The organism is Ruegeria sp. BG10, assembly GCF_056538575.1.
Genome location: NZ_JBQFTI010000001.1, coordinates 1,081,972 through 1,101,613 on the forward strand (window position 1 = coordinate 1,081,972; position 19,642 = coordinate 1,101,613).

The 19,642-nt window shown below is 57.6% G+C and carries 18 protein-coding genes and 3 tRNA genes; 10 read left to right on the top strand and 11 right to left on the bottom strand.

The window, feature by feature from the left end:
* Window positions 1-29 precede the first annotated feature (29 nt).
* A complete protein-coding gene (locus ACR0D8_RS05275) occupies window positions 30-854 on the bottom strand; it encodes a hypothetical protein (RefSeq protein ID WP_480645061.1) in 825 nt (274 codons plus the stop codon).
* A gap of 203 nt (window positions 855-1,057) precedes the next feature.
* On the opposite strand from ACR0D8_RS05275, the gene ACR0D8_RS05280 reads away from it, so the two are divergent.
* Complete coding sequence (locus ACR0D8_RS05280) at window positions 1,058-1,369, top strand: DMT family transporter (RefSeq protein ID WP_480645063.1); 312 nt, start codon at window positions 1,058-1,060, stop codon at window positions 1,367-1,369.
* Between the two features lie 8 nt (window positions 1,370-1,377).
* Here ACR0D8_RS05280 and tpiA read toward each other — a convergent pair whose 3' ends face one another.
* Window positions 1,378-2,127: a triose-phosphate isomerase gene (gene tpiA / locus ACR0D8_RS05285; RefSeq protein WP_480645064.1), complete on the bottom strand. Its 750-nt coding sequence runs from the start codon at window positions 2,125-2,127 to the stop codon at window positions 1,378-1,380.
* 123 nt (window positions 2,128-2,250) lie between these two features.
* Between tpiA and ACR0D8_RS05290 the strand changes: the two genes are divergently transcribed.
* Window positions 2,251-3,165, top strand: coding sequence for an isopenicillin N synthase family dioxygenase (locus tag ACR0D8_RS05290; protein WP_480645065.1), 915 nt, complete (start codon window positions 2,251-2,253; stop codon window positions 3,163-3,165).
* Here ACR0D8_RS05290 and ACR0D8_RS05295 read toward each other — a convergent pair.
* Window positions 3,162-3,527 (bottom strand): HesB/IscA family protein, encoded by a 366-nt coding sequence (locus tag ACR0D8_RS05295; RefSeq protein WP_480645066.1) that lies wholly within the window; start codon window positions 3,525-3,527, stop codon window positions 3,162-3,164. The genes ACR0D8_RS05290 and ACR0D8_RS05295 overlap by 4 nt on opposite strands.
* A 293-nt stretch (window positions 3,528-3,820) precedes the next feature.
* Between ACR0D8_RS05295 and ACR0D8_RS05300 the strand changes: the two genes are divergently transcribed.
* Window positions 3,821-4,075 carry a hypothetical protein gene (locus ACR0D8_RS05300; RefSeq protein WP_480645068.1) on the top strand — a complete coding sequence of 85 codons (255 nt, stop codon included), beginning with the start codon at window positions 3,821-3,823 and terminating at the stop codon, window positions 4,073-4,075.
* A 242-nt stretch (window positions 4,076-4,317) separates the two neighbouring features.
* On the opposite strand, the gene ACR0D8_RS05305 is transcribed toward ACR0D8_RS05300, so the two are convergent.
* From ACR0D8_RS05305 to ACR0D8_RS05315, 3 genes are all read right to left on the bottom strand, one after another.
* Complete coding sequence (locus tag ACR0D8_RS05305) at window positions 4,318-4,680, bottom strand: SUF system Fe-S cluster assembly protein (protein ID WP_475160393.1); 363 nt, start codon at window positions 4,678-4,680, stop codon at window positions 4,318-4,320.
* A 95-nt stretch (window positions 4,681-4,775) separates the two neighbouring features.
* On the bottom strand, window positions 4,776-5,054 hold the full coding sequence (locus ACR0D8_RS05310; RefSeq protein WP_475160394.1) for an NfeD family protein: 279 nt from the start codon (window positions 5,052-5,054) through the stop codon (window positions 4,776-4,778).
* Window positions 5,054-5,944: an SPFH domain-containing protein gene (locus ACR0D8_RS05315; RefSeq protein WP_475160397.1), complete on the bottom strand. Its 891-nt coding sequence runs from the start codon at window positions 5,942-5,944 to the stop codon at window positions 5,054-5,056. Before ACR0D8_RS05315 ends, ACR0D8_RS05310 begins: the two co-directional genes overlap by 1 nt.
* Before the next feature lie 175 nt (window positions 5,945-6,119).
* Here ACR0D8_RS05315 and ACR0D8_RS05320 point away from each other — a divergent pair, with 175 nt between their 5' ends.
* From ACR0D8_RS05320 to lon, 4 genes are all read left to right on the top strand, one after another.
* Entirely contained in the window at window positions 6,120-7,031 is a 912-nt protein-coding gene (locus ACR0D8_RS05320; RefSeq protein WP_480645070.1) for a nucleoside hydrolase, read from the top strand.
* Window positions 7,032-7,095: 64 nt separating this feature from the next.
* Window positions 7,096-8,226 (top strand): tRNA guanosine(34) transglycosylase Tgt, encoded by a 1,131-nt coding sequence (gene tgt, locus ACR0D8_RS05325; protein ID WP_480645072.1) that lies wholly within the window; start codon window positions 7,096-7,098, stop codon window positions 8,224-8,226.
* 92 nt (window positions 8,227-8,318) lie between these two features.
* Window positions 8,319-8,732 carry a DUF6636 domain-containing protein gene (locus tag ACR0D8_RS05330; RefSeq protein ID WP_480645073.1) on the top strand — a complete coding sequence of 138 codons (414 nt, stop codon included), beginning with the start codon at window positions 8,319-8,321 and terminating at the stop codon, window positions 8,730-8,732.
* Window positions 8,733-8,955: 223 nt separating this feature from the next.
* A complete protein-coding gene (gene lon, locus ACR0D8_RS05335; RefSeq protein ID WP_480645075.1) occupies window positions 8,956-11,367 on the top strand; it encodes an endopeptidase La in 2,412 nt (803 codons plus the stop codon).
* A 149-nt stretch (window positions 11,368-11,516) separates the two neighbouring features.
* Here the strand turns inward: lon and ACR0D8_RS05340 are convergent.
* Both ACR0D8_RS05340 and ACR0D8_RS05345 read right to left on the bottom strand, forming a co-directional pair.
* A tRNA-Val gene (locus ACR0D8_RS05340) sits at window positions 11,517-11,591 on the bottom strand.
* A gap of 232 nt (window positions 11,592-11,823) precedes the next feature.
* The gene (locus ACR0D8_RS05345) at window positions 11,824-13,650 is read right to left on the bottom strand and encodes a M10 family metallopeptidase C-terminal domain-containing protein (protein ID WP_480645076.1); all 1,827 of its coding nucleotides are present in this window, start codon (window positions 13,648-13,650) and stop codon (window positions 11,824-11,826) included.
* Between the two features lie 629 nt (window positions 13,651-14,279).
* Between ACR0D8_RS05345 and ACR0D8_RS05350 the strand changes: the two genes are divergently transcribed.
* The 3 genes from ACR0D8_RS05350 (at window position 14,280) to uvrA (ending at window position 17,505) form a co-directional block, all read left to right on the top strand.
* A tRNA-Asp gene (locus ACR0D8_RS05350) sits at window positions 14,280-14,356 on the top strand.
* A gap of 45 nt (window positions 14,357-14,401) precedes the next feature.
* A tRNA-Asp gene (locus ACR0D8_RS05355) sits at window positions 14,402-14,478 on the top strand.
* Window positions 14,479-14,646: 168 nt separating this feature from the next.
* Window positions 14,647-17,505, top strand: coding sequence for an excinuclease ABC subunit UvrA (uvrA, locus tag ACR0D8_RS05360; protein WP_480645077.1), 2,859 nt, complete (start codon window positions 14,647-14,649; stop codon window positions 17,503-17,505).
* Between the two features lie 30 nt (window positions 17,506-17,535).
* Here the strand turns inward: uvrA and ACR0D8_RS05365 are convergent, their stop codons facing one another.
* The 3 genes from ACR0D8_RS05365 to mmsB all read right to left on the bottom strand — a co-directional run bounded on the left by ACR0D8_RS05365 (window position 17,536) and on the right by mmsB (window position 19,639).
* Window positions 17,536-18,192: a site-2 protease family protein gene (locus ACR0D8_RS05365; RefSeq protein WP_480645079.1), complete on the bottom strand. Its 657-nt coding sequence runs from the start codon at window positions 18,190-18,192 to the stop codon at window positions 17,536-17,538.
* A gap of 144 nt (window positions 18,193-18,336) precedes the next feature.
* Window positions 18,337-18,669, bottom strand: coding sequence for a hypothetical protein (locus ACR0D8_RS05370; RefSeq protein WP_480645080.1), 333 nt, complete (start codon window positions 18,667-18,669; stop codon window positions 18,337-18,339).
* Window positions 18,670-18,766: 97 nt separating this feature from the next.
* Window positions 18,767-19,639, bottom strand: coding sequence for a 3-hydroxyisobutyrate dehydrogenase (mmsB, locus tag ACR0D8_RS05375; protein WP_480645081.1), 873 nt, complete (start codon window positions 19,637-19,639; stop codon window positions 18,767-18,769).
* Window positions 19,640-19,642: the final 3 nt, after the last annotated feature.

Genomic DNA, 19,642 nt, shown 5'->3' on the forward strand with positions numbered 1-19,642 from the left:
CCGGCCAAGATTAGGCCGGCTCAGTTCTTTCAGGTGCTGTATTTCTGCAAATATTGCTGAACCCAACCGACAGCGCCAAAGGCACGTCTGCGGCCATATCCCCAATACCCCACATCGTTGCCAATCAGTTCGAACGGCTTTGGGTGGCCGTTGAAAATCACGATTTTCGAGCGTTTTGGAATCTTCTTGTATTGTTTGAAGATCAACCCAAAGGGCCAATAAGGCACCAGATGATGAAGGCCGATGCACCAGCCTTTGGGATAACATTTCCGGTCATGCGCCAGTGCCGAGATGTAATTCTGGTCGTTCCCGAACTTGGTGACATGTGTGGCGGCGTCGAACTGGTCGAACAGGTGCCGTTGTTCGGACGGGACGAAGCCGACGATCGACGAGTTGCCGCGCGTCACCCTGTTCATAAAGGCCGGTGCATGATCCCAAAACACCGCCGGGATAGAGAGCCATACAAAGCCGCGAAACTTGGGCATCAGAAACAGCCCACGGCGCTTTCTGACCGTGTCGATCAGCGGTTCGATGTCTGCGGTGACAAGCACGTCCAGATCCAGAAACAGCGCGACCTCATAGTGGCCGGCAATCTTTTCGTCAAACATCAGCAGTTTGGGCCAGCGACCGTTTTGCCAGTCAGGCCGCGCCATCTGAGGAAAGCTGAGCGGATGGCATAGGATTCCGAGATCCAGCCCGCGGGGATCGTTCGTGATACAGATAAAATTATGACCCACGCTCAACTGATCGCGAACCGCACTGTAGAGCGTGTTGACGTTGTCCGCCCCAAAGACCTCGCCCCATTTCATGCACAGGATACAGGTTCTGTGTTTAGCTCGGGCGTTTTTGGGCATTCTTGCTCCGGAGTTCGCGGTCGCGATCTTCGCGGGCCGGATATCGGCCCAACGTAAACTTCGGATGACAGATTTCTTAATTTGACCCGACCGCGCCAGCGAGCCTTGATTCACGGCCCGCGTTGCTTATGTGAAGGGCAGAGGACGACCTCCCCAAAACGGGCAGAAAACCGGGACGACCCGGTTTCATATGAGGGGTCCTTATGTCCTGGATATATCTTTTGCTTGCCGGTCTTCTTGAAGTTGTCTGGGCCGTTGCAATGAAGCAATCCGCCGGTTTCACGCGCATCTGGCCCACGGCCATCATGGGGGTGACCATGATCGGATCGTTCGGCCTGTTGGCCATGGCGATGCGCACGCTTCCCCTGGGCACAGCCTATGTCATCTGGACCGGCATCGGTGCGGTCGGCGCGTTCTTGGTCGGTGTGATGCTTCTGGGCGAGACGCTGAACGCGGCCCGGATCATCGCGGCTGTACTGATCGTGTCTGGGCTGGTGACGATGAAGCTGGCCTGAGCACGCGCTCAGGCCCTTTGCAGGGCTTCGATGATGCCCGAGAAATCCTGCGCTTTCAGGCTGGCGCCACCGACAAGGGCGCCATCCACATTCGAAACCCCAAAGATATCTGCGGCGTTCGAGGGTTTGACCGATCCGCCATACAGCAGCCGGACCGAGCGCCCAACGCCTTCGCCAAAGCGACGTTCCAGCCGGGCCCGCATGAAATCATGAACATCACCAATTTCGTTCAGCGTCGGAACCTTGCCGGTGCCAATGGCCCAGATCGGTTCATAGGCGACCACAAGGTTTTCGCCTGTCGACTGATCGGGAATCGACCCCGACATCTGACCGCCGATGATATCCAGCGTATTGGCCGCCTCGCGCTGTTCCAGGCTTTCGCCTACGCAAATGATGGTCATCAGCCCGGCATCCATCGCCGTGCGCGCCTTGGCGCGGACATCCTCGTTTTGCTCTCCGTGATCCTCGCGGCGCTCGGAATGGCCCAGGATCACCGATCCGGCACCAGCATCCGCAAGCATCTCGGCGCTGACGTCGCCCGTATGGGCACCTGAGGTCGCCGCATGGCAGTCCTGACCACCGACGGCGATTCCGGTACCTTTCACGGTCTCGGCAGCGCGGTGCAGCAGCGTTGCCGGAGGGCAAATCAACACATCGACCGAGGGCGTCGGAAAAGAGCGCGCCAGATCCTCCAACTCGCTCAGCGCCGCAGCGGTTCCGTTCATTTTCCAATTGCCAGCCGCCAGCTTGCGCCGCATCGCTCAGTCCCCCTGAAAATCCTGCATTCAAAAACCGGATAGCACTGACTGTCCGGTCTGACAATTCCGGTTGCGGAGCAGGAAACAAAACGGCAGGTTCCGCCGCAAAGAGGTAGAGGCAGAATGATCGAAAATCTTGATCTGGATAAGCTGGATCGTTGTGATCCGTCCGAGCTGACCAAACTGATGCGCGCAGTTGGGAATGTGGGTTTTTTGACTGTGTCCAATACCGGGATGGATGGCGACCGGGTGCGCCGTGTCCTCGATGCGTACCGCACGTTCTTTTACCTGCCGGAATCCCGGAAAAGGCTGGTTGATATGGCCGCGACCGGCTCCAACCGTGGTTGGGGCGCGTCACAGTCCGAACAGGTCGACCCGGCGGCGAACCCGGATTACAAAGAGGTCTTTGATTGCGGCTACGAAGTGCCCGAGGCCAGCCCTTATTCGGGCGCGGGCCTGAGTGTCTATGCCCCAAACCTGTGGCCGCAAGACCTGCCGGGTTTCAGAGAGACGATACAGGGCTACTATACGGATGCCTGCGCCGTTGCGATGCGCGTTTTGCGTGCAATTGCGGTGGCGCTGGGTCGTGATGAGAACAGTTTCGATACCGCCTTCGACACACCCATGGCGTTGCTGCGCGGCAATTTCTATCCGCAGCGCCCGGACTGGGCCGGCGAAAAAGACTTTGGGATAGGGGCCCACACGGATTACGGATGCCTGACCCTGCTTGCAACGGACGGGACTTCGGGCCTTGAGGTCTGCATGCCGGACATGAGCTGGGAGCGGGTCGAGGCCGCGCCTGGCACCTTCGTCATCAATTTCGGAGAGATGCTGGAGTTCTGGACAGCCGGTCAGGTCAAGGCAACGCTTCACCGGGTTGTCGGCGGCACCCAGGAACGCCTGTCGGTCCCGCTGTTCTTTAACCCGTCCTACGACACCAACGTCGCACCGCCGGCTTCAGGCAACGTCATCCGGGCGGGGGATCACCTGACACAGCGCTTTAACGAGACTTACGTCCACCTGCAGGCGACAGCCTAGCCCTGAGACGAAATCCCTTCGTCGAATTTGATCGATTCACCGCACCCGCAGGCATCGACGACATTCGGGTTGCGGAACTTAAAGCCGGATTCCAGCAAGGACACCTCATAGTCGATTTCCGTGCCGAACAGGAACATCTGCGCCATCGGAGCGATCATGACCCGCGCACCGTCCTGTTCGACGACTTCATCATTCGCATCCGGCTGATCGACATAGTCCATGGTATATTCCATACCAGCGCAACCACCTTTCTTGACACCGATGCGCAGGCCGGCATGGCCGCCTGATGCCATTAGGCGCGCAATCTGCTCAGCAGCTTTAGGTGTCATGGTCACGGCTTGCTTGCCGGGAATGCCGAACATGGTGGTCTCCGTTGTCGCGCGTCGATACCAATCTAGTGCCGCGGGGCGGTGGCCTCAAGACACAGCAGCCCTGCTTACCTAACTTTTTCGCTCGGAAAGGCAGTGATTGTATTGCTCCCGATCCAATGACGCTTGCTTTTTGAAACAAGGTCCTCGTAGCCTGAGCGCACGGAGTTGAAGTTGAATTGAGTCAGTTCCATGAAGGGTGAGATTTGATGGGGAACTTTCACATATTGAGGAAAAGCAAAGCTTTACCGGCAATCCTTTGTGCGGTTTTGGTGGGTGGTCCCGCCTTGGCCGAGACGACTGACAAGCGGCATCCGGTGAATTGCGCAACCGCCGAGGGCGACCTGAGGGCGATCGCCGCGGAAAAGAAGCACGCTCAGGACCAGCAAGTGGAAAGCGTAGTTTCGATTTTACCAGCCGGCGCGCTTTTGGGTCTGATCACCGGGACCGAGAACAAGAGGCTGTCCATGCTGTCGGGCGACTACGTGAAGGCCCTGGATGAACGCGCGGCTGAAATCAAATCCAAATGCGGCGTGGAATAGCCGAATGTAACGACAGTATCTGCCAAAAAGAAAAGACCGCTCTCGGGCAAGAGCGGTCTCTCATTCAGGCCGGTGCTCTGGGGGGACGGAATATGTACTGTCGGCCCGCGCAGCGAATTGCCTGAGGCCAGACGCTAGCACGCGCGAACTATTCACAATGCTTGTGACGGTAACCTTTCAGATATGTGACAGGCACATAAAGCTTTTAAGACAGGGGATTATGTGCGGGACCTGATGTGGGTTTACATAAAGCCCAGTTCAAGCCGGGCTTCGTCCGACATCATCTCCATGCCCCAGGGCGGCTCCCATGTCAGTTCGACGTCGACTTCCTTGACGCCCGCAACCGGTTCGATGGCTTCGACGATCCAGCCCGGCATGTCGCCGGCGACCGGGCATCCGGGGGCCGTCAGGGTCATGATGACCTTCACAGCGTTATCCTGCGCGATGTCGATCGTGTAGATCAGGCCCAAATCGTAGATATTCACCGGGATTTCAGGGTCATAGACCGTCCGGCAGGCTTCTACCACCGGCTCGTACAGGGGATGCTCAATGGTCGAAGGCGCGATCAGGGGGGTGCCTTCAAACTGTTCACTCGGATGAGTCATTCGTGCCTCGGGTCTGTTTCCTGAGAGATTATATAGGGAATACCAGAGCCATCGTCCAGAGGTGCGATGGCGCCCAATACGGGCGCCAGTCAGGTTTAATCGTTGATGTCGTGATTGAAGGTTTTGACCTGACCGTGGGGCAGGGCAAACATGCGCCGCAGGACCAGCCAGGCAATCAGTGACAAGGCTGCAAAGACCAGCAGCAGGATAGGCAGCGACGGGGCTAGGCCGGGTATGGCCAGAAGAAGCCCGGTTGCCGCGGCACCTATCGCGAAGCCCAGAAAGATGAACCCCGGCAGGAAGATCTCAAGAATGCCCAGAGCAAGCGCTGCCGCAAGCCACAGCCACCAAGTCAACCAGAAGGGATCGGCCATTACTTTCCTCCTCGCAGCATCTTAAAGGCGTCGCCAAAGGCTTCAAGGGCGTTGGCAGGCACCACGATGGTCTGCGATCCGGTCCCGTTACCCAGCGCGTTGAGCGCTTCGACCTGTTTCAGTGCAACCTGATACTGTGCAGCCTCAATACCGTTGTCCTGAATGGCCTTGGCAACGACACCCGTGGCGTAAGCCTCGGCCTCGGCCTGAATGCGGCGCGCTTTCGCGGTTTGCTCGGCCGCGTACAGCTCAGCATCCGCATGCAGTTCGACAGCGCGTTTCTGACCTTCGGCTTCGGTCACCTGCGCCCGGCGGGCACGTTCGGCGTTCAGCTGCTGCAACATCGCGTCGCGGGTGGCCTGATCCAGGTTAACGTCCAGAATCTCGGCCCGGGTCACTTCGATGCCCCAGTCGTCCACGGCGGTTTCCACGCTTTCCTGAATCCGTTCGATCAGCTGCGCCCGGTTGGACTGAACCTCATCCAGGTCCATTTTACCAATCTCGGCCCGCACAATCCCAGCCACCGTCGTCGCAATCGCGCCATCCACGTCGCGGATACGGTAAACTGTCTTTTCCGGTTCCAGAATGCGGTAAAAGACCGAGGTGTCGATTTGCACAAGAACGTTGTCCTTGGTGATCGCGTCCTGCGTCGCGTTAGGAAGCTGACGTTCCAGAATGGATATCTTGTGACGCGCAACATCTAGAAAAGGAACGATAAAGTTGATGCCGGGCCCAAGCACCGAATGCAGGCGTCCGAACCGTTCGACCACGTATTTTTCGGATTGAGGGACGATTTTTACGCCCTTGAAGATAACGGCGATGATCAGAACGGCGGCAAGCACGTAAATGATATTCGACGTTATCAATCCTATAATCTGGTCTTCGGTCATATCTGTCCTCGTTTATTGTGTACTACAGTATACATTTGGGAGTTGAGTCGCTCAATTTCAACTCTGGTATGGAGAGATTGCGCGTGGATGCAAATCTCTGAAGTTGTGGATGCGACGTGGTATTTTGCGAATGTGGCCGCTTTGCATCCCGCGCCGTTTGCGGTATCGGGCTGGTATGAAACTGATCATCGATACTGACCCCGGCATAGACGACGCAATGGCGATTGCCTATGCCGCCGCCGCCCCGGAAATTGACCTGATTGGGCTGACAACTGTCTTCGGCAACACGCATGTGCACCAATCCAGCCGCAATGCCCGGTTCTTGTTGGATAAACTGGGGTTAAATGCCCCGGTGGCCGAAGGCGCGCCTTTTGCCATGGGCGCGAAAGGTCACGATCCTTCTGAACATGTCCATGGCCCCGAGGGGTTCGGCGATATTACGGACATTCCCGAGATCGGGTCGAACCACCCGCTGCCTGCGGCCGAGTTTCTGGTCGAGATGGCACGCCAGCACAAAGGCGAACTGGTTGTTTGTGCCGTCGGTCCCCTGACCAATATCGCCGACGCGATGCGGCTGGATCCGGATTTCGCGCGCAATATCAGACGTCTGGTGATCATGGGCGGGGCGGTCTATTGCCCGGGCAACATTACCGCGCATGCCGAGGCCAATATCTATCACGATGCCCGTGCCGCGGACGAAGTGTTCGCCGCACCCCCCGACATCGTCGTTGTTGGTCTGGATGTCACGCTAAAGACGCTTTACGAGACCGCCGATTTCGAGGCGCTGGCCGCCCGTTCGCCGGACATGGGCGCGTTCCTGCGCGACATCTCGCGGTTCTACCTGAAGTTCTATAAAGAGGTCGGTGGGCTGGAAGGCTGCGGTTTGCACGATTCGACCGCTGTGATCGCCTGCACGCACGCACCGATGTTTGACATGGTTGAAACAGGATTGAAGGTCGTTCTGGAAGGCACTGAGATCGGCGCGACACGCCCGGTTTCGACGCGCCCGTCCGTACGCGTGTGCCGGGACGTTGACGGGGCAGGGGTAGTTCATCTGTTTACCGAACGCGTTGCGTCGCTGCCCTGACGGGTTGCAATGACGGCACAGATCGGGCAAACGCTGCCCGGTTCAGCGACCCTAAGGCGAGCCCATGACCGAACGTTTCTCATTTGACCTGAAGGCCACGGATGGCAAGGCCCGAACCGGTGCGATTCACACGCCGCGGGGCGAGGTGCGTACCCCGGCCTTCATGCCTGTGGGTACGGCGGCTACGGTCAAGGCGATGATGCCGGAAAGCGTTCGTGCGACCGGGGCGGACATTCTGCTCGGCAACACCTATCACCTGATGCTGCGCCCAACGGCGGAACGGATCGACCGGCTGGGCGGGTTGCACAAGTTCATGAATTGGGAACGGCCCATCCTGACGGACTCGGGCGGGTTTCAGGTCATGTCGCTGGCCGGGTTGCGCAAGCTGACCGAAAAGGGCGTGACCTTCAAATCTCATATCGACGGGTCCAAGCACGAGCTGACACCCGAGCGGTCGATGGAGATCCAACGCCTGCTGGGGTCCGATATCGTCATGTGTTTCGACGAGTGTCCGGCCTTACCGGCTGATCGCGACCGCATCGCCGAGTCGATGCGCCTGTCGATGCGGTGGGCTGACCGATCGCGCGAGGCGTTTGGGGACCGTCCGGGGCACGCTCTGTTCGGGATCATGCAGGGCGGTCTGGAAATGGACCTGCGGGAAGAAAGCGCCGAGGCGCTGAAACAGATCGGGTTCGAGGGATATGCGGTCGGTGGTCTGGCCGTTGGCGAGGGGCAGGAGGCCATGTTCGACTGCCTCGACTATGCGCCCGGCTTCCTGCCAGAGGACAAGCCACGTTATCTGATGGGGGTCGGCAAGCCCGACGACATTGTCGGCGCCGTCGCGCGTGGCATCGACATGATGGATTGCGTTCTGCCGTCGCGGTCAGGGCGCACCGGGCAGGTTTTCACCCGGTTTGGTGTGGTAAACATCAAGAACGCCCGACACGCCGATGATCCGCGACCACTGGATGAGGCGTGTTCCTGCCCCGCCTGTTCAAACTATTCGCGGGCCTATCTGCACCATGTCTTCCGGGCCAACGAGATGATTTCGGGGATGCTGCTGACTTGGCACAACCTGCATTATTTTCAAGAGATCATGCAGGGCATGCGGGATGCAATCGCTGCCGGGACGTTCGACACCTGGCAGGCTGAGTTCCATGCGCAACGAGCGCAGGGAGATATCGAGCCCCTCTGACGGGCCGGCCCTTTGGTGACAAAGCGCGGGTGTTTTGGTAATCTGCCACACGATTATTCAAGACAATTATTGTGTTTTTGCCGGAGATTTCGATGCCTCGTTTCCTTGCTCCATTGGGTGTATTTGTTGTCTTTTCCACCGGGCTGTATGCGGATGTCTGGACGTTTGAAACACCTTCCGAAAACATCCAGTGTTCGGTTGGCCAGGACGTGAATGCCTCGGATATCTACTGCACCATTATCGAACGCCGCGGCGCGCCGGCCTTGCCGCGCCCGACGAATTGCCAATCCGACTGGGGTCACGTCTTTTTCATGTATAGCACCGGGCCCGCTCAGATGTTGTGTCGCCCGCTGGACCGCAATCGAAATGGCTTTGACAGGGCCGAATATGGCGTAACCGGAAGGTTTGGTGGGTTCGTATGCCATTCCTCGAAAAAAGGGTTGGAGTGCAGGAACCAGGACGGTCACGGCTTTTTCCTGTCGCGGGCAGTGCAGAGGTTGTTCTGACGCGTGCTTTTTCAGGCATGCCTGCATGTTTTGTGAAATTCAGTGGATATATGCGCCGGACGCCTTGCAGTCCGCAAAAGCTCGGTTCATTCTGAATCATGTTACATGGCGGTAAGGTTGAAAAAGGGCGATGAGGCCCCACCTTTATCGTCCAAGACAGGAGACGGCCGGGCGTTGCCTTAAATAGGGACCAGAGCCGTCTTGCCAACGATAAGGATTGAGCATGCAAGAGCCCCTGAATTCCTCATACCCCGTACTTCCGCTGCGCGATATTGTGGTCTTTCCACATATGATCGTGCCGCTGTTCGTGGGTCGGGAAAAATCCGTCCGCGCGCTGGAAGAAGTGATGCAGGACGACAAGCAGATTTTGCTGTCCAGCCAGATTGATCCGGGTGATGACGACCCGGTGGTGGAGGGCATCTACCGCTCGGGCGTTTTGGCCAACGTTCTGCAACTGCTGAAGCTGCCCGACGGCACGGTCAAGGTGCTGGTCGAAGGTCAGGCCCGCGTGCAGATTACCGAGTTCCTTGAAAACGAAGAGTTTTTCGAGGCCCGTGCCGAGTACCTGACCGAAATTCCGGGCGATGTGACCACAACCGAAGCGCTGTTGCGCACTGTCGCGGATGAGTTCGAGCGCTATGCCAAAGTGCGTAAGAACATTCCCGAAGAAGCTCTGACTGCCGTTGGTGAAACCGCCGAACCGGCCAAGCTGGCCGATCTGGTATCCGGTCATCTGGGCATCGAGGTTGAGCAAAAGCAGGAACTGCTGGAAACCCTGTCCGTCAGCGAACGGCTTGAAAAAGTCTATGGGCTGATGCAGGGCGAAATGTCGGTTCTGCAGGTCGAGAAAAAGATCAAGACCCGCGTTAAATCCCAGATGGAGAAGACGCAGCGCGAGTATTACCTGAATGAGCAGATGAAGGCCATTCAGAAGGAGCTTGGCGATGGTGAGGACGGCAGCAACGAGGTTACCGAACTGGAAGCCAAGATCAACGAGACAAAGCTGTCCAAAGAGGCACGCGAAAAGGCGGAAGGCGAGCTGAAAAAGCTGCGCAACATGAGCCCGATGTCGGCTGAGGCCACGGTCGTGCGCAACTATCTGGACTGGATCCTGTCGCTGCCGTGGGGCACCAAATCCCGCGTCAAAAAGGATTTGGGCCGGGCACAGGAAATCCTTGATGACGACCACTATGGTCTTGAGAAAGTCAAAGAGCGGATCGTCGAATACCTGGCAGTTCAGCAGCGGTCGAAAAAACTGAAAGGACCGATCCTGTGCCTTGTTGGACCTCCGGGTGTGGGTAAAACCTCGCTGGGTAAATCGGTGGCCAAGGCCACGGGACGCGAGTTCATCCGCATCTCGTTGGGTGGGGTGCGCGACGAATCCGAAATTCGCGGCCACCGCCGGACCTATATCGGTTCGATGCCCGGTAAGATCATTCAGGCGCTGAAAAAGGCGAAGACCACGAACCCGCTCATCCTGCTCGATGAGATCGACAAGATGGGGCAGGACTTCCGTGGCGACCCGGCTTCGGCCATGCTGGAAGTGCTGGACCCCGAACAGAACAACACGTTCATGGATCACTATCTTGAGGTCGAATATGACCTTTCCAACGTGATGTTCCTGACCACGTCGAACAGCTACAACATGCCCGGACCTCTGCTGGACCGGATGGAGATCATTCCGCTAGCCGGTTACACCGAAGAGGAAAAGAGCGAGATCGCCAAGCAGCACCTGATCGCCAAACAGATCAAGAACCACGGCCTCAAGGCCAAGGAATTTGAACTGACCGACGAGGCGCTGCAAAAGATCATCCGCACGTACACGCGTGAGGCGGGCGTGCGGAACCTTGAGCGCGAGATCGCCAAAGTGGCGCGGAAATCGCTGACCAAGATCATCAAGAAAGAGGCGGAAACCGTGCAGGTGACGCCGGACAACCTTGACGATTTCCTTGGCGTGCCCAAATTCCGCTACGGTCTGGCCGAACAGGACGATCAGGTCGGTGTGGTCACTGGTCTGGCCTGGACGTCAGTGGGCGGCGACCTGTTGCATATCGAGGCGCTGAAACTGCCCGGCAAGGGGCGGATGAAGACCACCGGCAAGCTGGGCGATGTGATGAAAGAATCCATCGATGCGGCTTCCTCTTATGTGCGGTCTATCTCACCTCAGATCGGGGTAAAGCCGCCGAAATTCGACACGCTGGACATCCACGTTCACGTGCCGGACGGGGCGACGCCCAAGGATGGTCCGTCGGCCGGCCTTGCCATGGTGACGTCGATCGTGTCCGTGCTGACCGGAATTCCGGTGCGCAAGGATATTGCGATGACCGGAGAGGTTTCGCTGCGCGGCAATGCGATGCCGATTGGCGGGCTGAAAGAGAAGCTTTTGGCTGCGTTGCGCGGTGGAATCAAAACGGTTCTGATCCCGGAAGAAAACGAAAAGGATCTGGCCGAAATTCCCGACAACGTGAAGGAGGGGCTGGAGATCATTCCGGTCACTCATGTTTCGGAAGTTCTGAAACAGGCGCTGGTTCGAACCCCCGAAGCGGTGGATTGGGACGAGGCCGCAGAAGAAGCTGCGGCCGCTGCGGCCAAAGTCACTTCGGACGGAAGCGGCGCATCCGCCACCGCGCATTGAACAACGATGAGACTACGAAAGGGCGGGGCGTTTTCCCCGCCCTTTTTCGTTGACCAGTAGTTGTCTAGCCTGAGTTAAACGGCAGTACACCTAAATGCCACGAAGTGTTAGAAAGTGACTCTGTCGTTTGCGGAAACACGCAGGGAAAATGGTGGGTGATAAGAGATTTGAACTCCTGACATCTTCGATGTGAACGAAGCGCTCTACCACTGAGCTAATCACCCGTGAGGACGCGTATTATAGAGACTTCAAAACCGCTGCAAGGGCGTTGAGGCGATTCAATGAAGAATATGCGAAGACTAATGGCGGTCAGCTCGCCCGAGTCTTTTTCCGCATTTGCGTGGTTTCAGTACGCTGTCAGGACTGAATATCGCTGTTCAAACGTGCCCGGACTAACGGAATATTGGAGCAGGGCAACATGGGGAAGCCGGTTAGAAGGCTTCCCCGGTTTTTAGTTTACAGAATGAAATCATCTGCAGTCAGATTATGGAGCCCGCTCAACTCAATCACCATCTCGGGCGCGCGATCTCCGTCTGTGTCAATGTAGACGTAAGTTCTGTCATTGGCGGTTCCCGCTGCGTCGATCTTTTTGTAGTAGATCTCACCGCGATCCGCGACGCCAAAGGGTTTCTGTCCGCGGAAAACGAACTCGTCATCACCGGCCAGAACGGTGCTCGCGTCGATCGCACTGACGTCGATTTTGTCAACGCCGGGCCGGAAATCGCGAATTTCATCCGTCCGTGCAGTCGAAGCTGTGCTTTCGCGTGTTGATGTGAACACGAACGTATCAGCGCCTTGGCCGCCGGTCATAATATCCAGACCGCCACCGCCAAAAATCGTGTCCGCTCCATTGCCGCCGTTCAATGTGTCACGGCCGCCTCCGCCGATAAGAGTGTCGTTATGATTCCCGCCGTTGAGGCGGTCATTCCCGGCGCGGCCGTCCAATACGTCTTTGCCACTGCCACCGTTCATAACGTTTACTGCAGCAGATCCGGCGAATTGGTCGCCCTGACCGGTTCCGCTCAGGTTTTCGATGCCGGAAATGGTGTCCAGACCATATCCGGTGTCTTGCTGCGTGGTTACTTCCAAGTCGACAGCAGCCGCGGCGGTACCGGTAAAGCGAATCCAGTCCGAGTTCTCGCCTCCATTGATCACGTCATTCCCGTCGCCGTCGCGCGAGACGATGTTATCGTTGCCGCGCCCGCCGTTCAGAATATCGGAGCCACTGTCCCCGGACAGGGTATCATTGCCGTTGCCGCCAAGGATCGTGTCGTCCCCCGCACGCCCATACATGACGTCATTGCCGGCGCGCCCCTGAATGTTGTTTGCGACTTCGTTGCCCAGAATCCTGTCCGACTTGTTACCGCCGATCGCGTTTTCAATGACGACCGTGTTTGCAATAGTATACCCGCCACGGATACCGCCCGCATGAGAAGGAATGCCGCCCGCATCCTTGCCGGACAGGTCAGCATCATTGAGGTTGATCAAAGTGTTTCTATTCAGCCCTTCCGCGGAAATCGTATCCACGCCACCGGTATCCCAGATTGCGGACCAGTAGGTGCCGGGGCCGTTTACATCTTTCAGCTTGTAGACGTTATTTCCGGTGTTGTTCGCGGTTGTACCGTAGATTTCCTGCAGCGCCGCAATGTCCAGTGCCATCGGCGAGGCAGCACCGCCAAACGTCAGGGACGTCAAGGGCACTTTTTGAGCGTATCCGGAATTGTAAGACATGATTGTGAACACGCCCTGATTCTGGCCATGTGATCCGTAATCGTCGAAGGGCTGTGTTACGCCTGGAAACACCGACGAACTACCGCCGTTGTCATGCGGGTGTGCCAGGCCAAGGCCGTGCAGAATCTCGTGCAGAATCGTCGTGAATCCCTCGCCGCCTTTGACCAGCGCTTCGCGGCTGAAGAAAGGGGTGTCGTAGGCGAAGAAACCAAAGAGCGTATCGATGCCGAAACCATCCTGAAAAATCGGCTTGTCGCCGGGTACCTGGTGATAACCCAGGCCGCCATCGAGGAATTCTGACGTGACCAGGCCAAAAGAAACGTTCTCGAAATAGGGCGTCCCGCTGGGAGACAGGAAATCAACCTCCACGAAGTCGATCGGAATAATGCTCTCGATTATTGCCAGCGCCGCGCGAAATGCCTGCATTTCGTAGGGCCGCATCGTTTTGAAGCCCGACACCGTCGAGTCCGCGAAGGAATAGGTGATGGTGCCTGCAGGACCTCCGACGCTGGTGTTCACATTCCACGACGTTCCCCAAATCAGCCCGTCCACGTATACGTTACCAGTGGGGTTGGCGCCTGGAGAAGTTGTGCTGACAACTGACATTTTCTACTACTTCCTTCTTAACAAAACGCGGCGGAACTTCTGTATCGAGTTTCTAAAATCCATTCGCGTCAAATTTGATCTTCGACCCATTAACAAAGATTCGGAACATTCTTCCTTGGATTAGATGGTTCCAATGCTATTCGGCGTATGCAAGCAACGCGTCCTGAAATCTTCGCGGTAGAGGTTCTTTTGCATCTCTTGCCGTTGCAATGTGGCTGAATAGTGGCGCAAGGCTGACGTTTACGAAGCGTCAGTTTGAGACAGGCACGGCGTGTCTGCTCGGTCTGGTGCAAACAGGTGATTTGATCAGAATTTATCCAGCGCGCGCATCTTATGCGTGTTGGCTTCGGGGCCTTACCGCACCGTCAATCTGTCATGATTTACGCGCCAAGTTGGCGGGCATGTTCAGGAATTTTCGCGTGCAGGCAATTTGGTGGGCGCGGCGGCATAAAGAAACGAGCGGGCCAAAAATCCAAACAAAAAATGCGTAGGTCAAAAAAACTTCAAAACGCCGCTTGACGATGCCGGGGCGTGGCCATAATACACCCCAACGTTCAGCAACGAACGGGCAGCGGGCGGTTGTAGCTCAGTTGGTTAGAGTACCGGCCTGTCACGCCGGGGGTCGCGGGTTCGAGCCCCGTCAACCGCGCCATCGCTGCCAGCCTCGGTTCAGGCAATAGAACCATGAAATAGATGCGCGGTTGTAGCTCAGTTGGTTAGAGTACCGGCCTGTCACGCCGGGGGTCGCGGGTTCGAGCCCCGTCAACCGCGCCACTTTTCCTTTGATGCCGAAAAAACCTCAGCCAGCTAGCAGGGTGGCTTTGGCATGGTGTCAGCAGGTGTCGGCAATAACCCGTTAGTTCACACTTTGTTCTAACTTTTCTATTGGAGACTCAGTGCCGCTCGCCTATTTCTAGGACACTTGTGTGTTGGGAGCCAAAAATGGCTGAGCTGAAGAATATCGAGGTACGCGGCGCGCGCGAACATAACCTCAAGAGTATCGACGTGGACATCCCGCGGGATCAACTGGTGGTGATCACCGGACTGTCGGGTTCAGGTAAGTCGTCTCTGGCGTTTGATACGATCTATGCCGAAGGCCAGCGTCGCTATGTCGAAAGCCTGTCAGCTTATGCGCGCCAGTTTCTGGACATGATGGAAAAGCCCGATGTCGATCACATCAGCGGCCTGTCCCCGGCAATTTCGATTGAACAGAAGACCACCTCGAAAAACCCGCGCTCGACCGTCGGTACGGTGACCGAGATCTATGATTACCTGCGGCTGTTGTTTGCACGCGCCGGCACGCCCTTTAGCCCTGCAACCGGTCTGCCGATCGAGGCGCAGCAGGTGCAGGACATGGTCGACCGCATCATGGCGATGGAGGAAGGCACACGCGGCTATCTGCTGGCTCCGATCGTGCGGGACCGCAAGGGGGAATACAGAAAGGAGTTTCTGGAACTGCGCAAGCAGGGGTTCCAGCGAGTCAAGGTGGACGGGGCGTTCTACGAACTGGATGAGCCGCCGACGCTGGACAAGAAGTTCCGGCACGACATCGATGTTGTTGTCGACCGCCTGGTTGTGCGCGAGGGGATGGAAACCCGGTTGGCGGACAGTTTGCGGACTGCGCTGGATCTGGCGGACGGCATCGCCGTGCTTGAGACCGCACCGCGTGAGGGCGATCCGGAAAGAATTACCTTCAGTGAGAATTTCGCCTGTCCGGTCAGCGGTTTCACCATCCCCGAGATTGAACCGCGCCTGTTTTCCTTCAACGCTCCTTTCGGCGCCTGCCCGGACTGCGACGGACTGGGGGTTGAGCTGTTTTTTGATGAACGGCTTGTTGTTCCCGACCAGACCCTGAAGCTGTACGATGGTGCGCTGGCCCCGTGGCGCAAGGGCAAATCGCCTTATTTCCTGCAAACAATCGAAGCCATCGCGCGGCATTACGAATTCGACAAGAATACGCCGTGGAAAGACCTGCCAGAGAACGTGCAGCAGGTGTTTCTGCGCGGCTCGGGCGATGAGGAGATCCAGTTCCGTTATGACGAGGGCGGGCGGGTTTATCAGGTCACCCGCAGCTTTGAGGGCGTTATTCCGAATATGGAGCGTCGCTATCGCGAGACCGACAGCGCCTGGATACGCGAAGAGTTCGAGCGGTATCAGAACAACCGCCCTTGCGGGGCGTGCAACGGCTATCGCCTGCGGCCCGAAGCACTGGCTGTCAAGATCGCCGGCCTGCATGTCGGGCAGGTGGTTCAGATGTCGATCCGAGAGGCGCTGGCCTGGATCGAAGGCGCACCCAAGCACCTGAGCGTACAGAAGAACGAGATCGCGCGGGCCATCCTGAAGGAAATCCGCGAACGTCTGGGCTTTCTGAACAATGTCGGGCTGGAATATCTTACTCTGTCCCGCTCAAGCGGCACATTGTCCGGCGGTGAAAGCCAGCGGATTCGTCTGGCCAGCCAGATCGGTTCGGGCCTGACAGGTGTTCTGTATGTGTTGGACGAGCCCTCTATCGGTCTGCACCAGCGTGACAATGATCGCCTCTTGGGCACGCTGAAAAATCTGCGCGATCAGGGGAACACGGTGATCGTCGTTGAACATGACGAAGAGGCCATCCGCGAGGCCGATTATGTCTTTGATATCGGGCCGGGGGCCGGTGTGCATGGCGGTCAGGTGGTCAGCCAGGGTACACCGGATCAGATTGCTGCGGATGCCGCGTCAATGACGGGTCAGTACCTTGCCGGTACACGCGAAATCCCTGTGCCGGCAGAGCGTCGCAAGGGCAACAAGAAGAGTGTTTCGGTGGTCAAGGCGACCGGAAACAACCTCAAGAACGTCACGGCGAAATTTCCCCTGGGCAAGTTCGTCTGTGTGACCGGCGTGTCAGGCGGTGGCAAGTCGACGCTGACGATTGAAACCCTGTTCAAGACCGCCTCGATGCGGCTGAACGGCGCGCGGCAGACCCCGGCACCCTGCGAGACGATCAAGGGGTTGGAGCATCTGGACAAGGTCATCGATATCGATCAGCGACCCATCGGTCGGACTCCGCGTTCAAATCCAGCCACTTACACAGGTGCCTTCACCCCGATCCGCGACTGGTTCGCCGGGTTGCCCGAGGCCAAGGCGCGCGGTTATAAGCCGGGCCGCTTCAGTTTCAACGTCAAGGGCGGCCGGTGCGAGGCCTGTCAGGGGGATGGTGTCATCAAGATTGAGATGCACTTTCTTCCCGACGTCTACGTAACCTGCGAAACCTGCAAGGGCGCGCGCTACAACCGCGAGACGCTTGAGATCAAGTTCAAGGGTAAGTCCATCGCCGATGTCCTTGATATGACAGTGGAAGACGCGCAGGAATTCTTTAAGGCCGTGCCTTCGATCCGGGACAAGATGGATGCGCTGGCGCGTGTTGGTCTGGGGTATATCAAAGTCGGTCAGCAGGCGACCACGCTTTCAGGTGGTGAGGCGCAGCGGGTGAAGCTGTCCAAGGAACTGTCCAAACGCTCGACCGGTCGGACGTTGTATATACTGGATGAACCCACAACCGGGCTGCATTTCGAAGACGTCCGCAAGCTGTTGGAGGTTCTGCATGAACTGGTCGATCAGGGGAATACAGTGATCGTGATCGAACACAATCTGGACGTGGTCAAAACGGCGGACCATATCATTGATATCGGTCCCGAAGGGGGCGACGGCGGCGGTGAAATCGTGGCGACCGGAACGCCCGAGGATGTGGCCGTGGTCGAGCGCAGCCATACCGGTCGTTATCTGAACCAGATGCTGAACCCTGAACAGGTCGCGGCGGAGTAACGTCCGCCGCAGGTCATCTTGTGTGCAGAATTAGTATTGGGCGTGTCTCAGCATGTGCCAATGACGCAGCAATGGCGGAAAGAACAGGAACACGAAGCCGAAGTAGGTATAGGCAAATATCATCATCGGGATCCAAAGCAGCACGCCGATTAATCCGATGAATCCTGCAATTCGTGTGGCTGTTGTGGCGGATACGATGCGATTCAGTCCCGCATGCAGAAGACGCCCGCCATCCAGCGGCATCAGGGGCAGCATATTGAACAGGGCCAGCCACAGGTTCAGTTGCGCCGTTACCGCCAGCACCCAGCCCAGGTCCGGCGAAGCGACCATTGGTTCCAGCAGAGAGCATACCGCCCACAACGTCAGGTTGACGATCGGACCCATGGCCACGATCAGTTCATCTTCATAAGACGTCGTTGACCGGCGGTGCTCGCAGAATCCGCCGCCGCCGTAAAGCACGACCCGGTTGACGGGAATGCCCTGAACAAGGCACCCCCAGGCATGGCCCAGTTCATGAAGAAGGATCGACGCCAGAAGAATCGCCACAAATCCAAGCGCATAGGGCAGGCTGTCCGGGTCAAAATTAAACCCGACAATGATCAGGACAAGAAAGATCAGGCTTTGGCTGAATTGTATCGGTACGTTCCACGGGCCGCGGAACTGAAAAATCGTGCCGTCATTATTCATATTCAATCCTCGCAATAGCGAGAATCGTGATGACGCCAAATTGCGTCAAAATTTTGGACTTAACCTCTGGGTTGTGGCAGAACGTTCTTTTTATTGACGTTTTGGCGGGCGGTATCTGAAATACACGGCTCTGGGTTGGGAACGTCAGTTCAGGATATCAGCCACCGCTCCGATGAGATTCAGAACTTTGTGTGTATCCGGGTCGACGCGGTACACATAATCGCCCGCGCGCACGTAATAACCGCCAGGGCGCAGCCCATAACGGTATGGATCGCGGACCCAGAAGTAATCCCGGGTGATATAGTCGCCCGTGTTGTACAGCTTTTTCGCCTGACCCGGCGGCACGCAGGGCACCGCCTTTTTCGCAAGCCCCGGCGGGCAGTGACCCGACTTTCCTTTTCCGTTCCCGGCCAAGGCCACGCTTGAATTGAGCGCAAGCGCCAGAATTGCTGTCGAAATGGTCAAGACACGCGACATCTTACTTCCTTCTGCATGAGCGTCGGCTTGCAGGATAGATGGCTGTTGCGTTCAGGTTGGTCAACCGCGTGGGCGAGAAGCCGCCCACGCGGGTCGCTCAGCCCCGGTTGCGCTTTTCGAACCGGGGCAGCATGGCCGAGAAATCCATGCCCAGACCGCCCTCATTTTCGACGAATTGTTCGTAGAGGGCGGTTGCGGCCTGGCCCATCGGCGTGTCCGCGTCAGAGCTTTCGGCAGCTTGCTGGCTAAGGCGCAGGTCCTTGAGCATCAGTTCTGCTGCAAATCCGGGCTGATATCCGTTGTCCGCCGGGCTTTCCGGTCCGACGCCGGGGGCAGGGCAGTAGGCATTCATCGTCCAGCTATAGCCCGAGGATGTACTGACCACGTCAAACATCTTCTGGCGGTCCAGCCCCAGCTTGTCGGCCAGAGCGAAGGCTTCACAGGTGGCAATCATGGTGACGCCAAGGATCATGTTGTTGCAGATTTTTGCGGCTTGCCCGGCACCGGACTCTCCGCAGTGCACGGCTTTTTGCCCCATGATATCGAACAAGGGATCAGCCTTTGCAAACGCGACGTAGCTGCCGCCGGCCATGAAGGTCAGTGTACCGGCGGCCGCACCGCCGATTCCGCCAGAGACGGGGGCGTCCACGGCAAGAACGCCTGCATTCCCCGCCTGTTCGGCAACAGCCCGGGCGCTGTCGACATCGACGGTCGAGCAATCGATCCAGACCGAGCCGGATTTCATGGCGGGAACGATCTCATCCGCTACCGCGCGCAGGATTTTCCCGTTCGGCAGCATGGTGATCACGATCTCGGCGTCAGCGGCGGCCTCTGCGCCAGATCCCGCTATTTTCACACCCGGAACGTCGACATCGGCCATGTCGAAACCTGTCACCGTATGGCCAGCCTTGGCCAGATTGGCCGCCATTGGATTGCCCATATTGCCCAGGCCGATAAATCCGATCTTCATGTT